Annotated in this window: 1 protein-coding gene and 1 pseudogene; one reads left to right on the top strand and one right to left on the bottom strand. The window is 73.8% G+C overall.

All coding sequences use genetic code 11. The features are described from left to right. Positions 1-735 (top strand): SDR family NAD(P)-dependent oxidoreductase (locus E2E34_RS34295; RefSeq protein ID WP_138905715.1); only part of this gene is annotated, 735 nt, incomplete at its 5' end. Positions 736-1111: 376 nt separating this feature from the next. Here E2E34_RS34295 and E2E34_RS36035 read toward each other — a convergent pair. Then, positions 1112-1391: pseudogene (locus E2E34_RS36035) on the bottom strand (hypothetical protein); the annotation flags it as partial.

The following is a 1391-nucleotide window of genomic DNA, read 5'->3' on the forward strand; positions in this document are numbered from 1 at the left end:
GTGGCCCACCTGGGCGACGTGTCGGACCACGCGCAGGCCGGGGAACTGGTCCGGCTGGCCGTCGACTCTTACGGAAAGCTGGACATCCTCGTCAACAACGCCGGGATCCTCCGCGACCGGATGATCTTCTCGATGACCGAGGACGAGTGGGACTCGGTCGTCCGCGTCCACCTCAAGGGCCACTTCAACACCACCCATTTCGCGGCGGCGCACTGGCGGGCCCGCTCGAAAGCGGCCGGCGGCCCGGTCTACGGCCGGATCGTCAACACGTCGTCGGAGGCGTACCTGGCGGGCTCGGCGGGGCAGCCCAACTACGCGGCGGCCAAGGGCGGCATCGTCGGCCTGACCACGTCGACGGCGCTGGCACTGGGCAAGTACGGCGTGACGGCCAACGCGATCTGCCCGCGCGCCCGGACCCGCATGACGCAGGACGTGTTCGCCGGATTCGCGGAGCCGGCCGGGGGCGAACTCGACCCGCTGGCCCCCGAGCACGTCTCCCCGCTGGTCGGCTACCTGGCGTCGCCCGCCGCCGCGAAGGTCAACGGCCAGTTGCTCGTCGTGCACGGCGGCATGGTCGCGGTCATGGAACGCCCGCGGGTCGCGGCCAAGGTCGACACCGCGAAGGAGGCGTTCTCGTACGAGGAACTGACGGAGCGGCTGACGCCGTACTTCGAGGACCGCCCCCCGAACGAGACGTTCGCGGCGGCGGAGGTGCTGGGCCTCAAGCGGGGGTGAAGCCCCCCGGCCGCCCGCCGGACGGGCCGGACGCACCGTTCAGCGGTGCGGTCCGGCCCCTCCGGCGGGGGAGGGCCGGGACCCGGGGCGGCGCCCCGGGCGGGGCGGCGTACTACCCCCGGCGGTGGCGGCCGTGTGCCGGAGCGGTGGCGTCCTCCGTCGCGGCCGCACCCCCTCGGTGCTTTCCGGAGCGGCCGGCGTCGTCCCGTTCGGCGGCCGAAGGCTGCGGCCGCGTCTGGGTCGTGTCGGTTCGTGCGTCAGACATGTTGGGAGATCCCCTGGAATCGCTGCGATCGCTTTCACGTGGTGCAAGGCCCGCCCCGCCGCCACCGCCGGCGCCCGGCCGAAACGACCGCGCGGCCCGGCCGGACCGAGTCTAACCACGGGCCCCGCGCCCGGTGAGGGGTGCCTGCTGGAGCGGTACGGGCTTGCACACCACAGGAGTGCCACGGGCCTCGAACGGTTCCCCACCTGCGCGTTCCGCTTGTGCGGGTTCGGTGATCACCGCGTCCTGGGGGGCCTCGATCCGCGCCACTCCGCACGGCACGGCCCCCGTCGTGTACGGCAGCCGCAGCACCCCCTGCGGAGTCCAGAGCCCGGACCCCGCCAACCACCCCTCGGGCCCCGCCAGGTGATGCAGCCTCCGCCCCGAAGGG

This window comes from Streptomyces albidochromogenes (genome assembly GCF_005981925.1).
GTDB classification, from domain to species: Bacteria; Actinomycetota; Actinomycetes; order Streptomycetales; family Streptomycetaceae; genus Streptomyces; species Streptomyces albidochromogenes.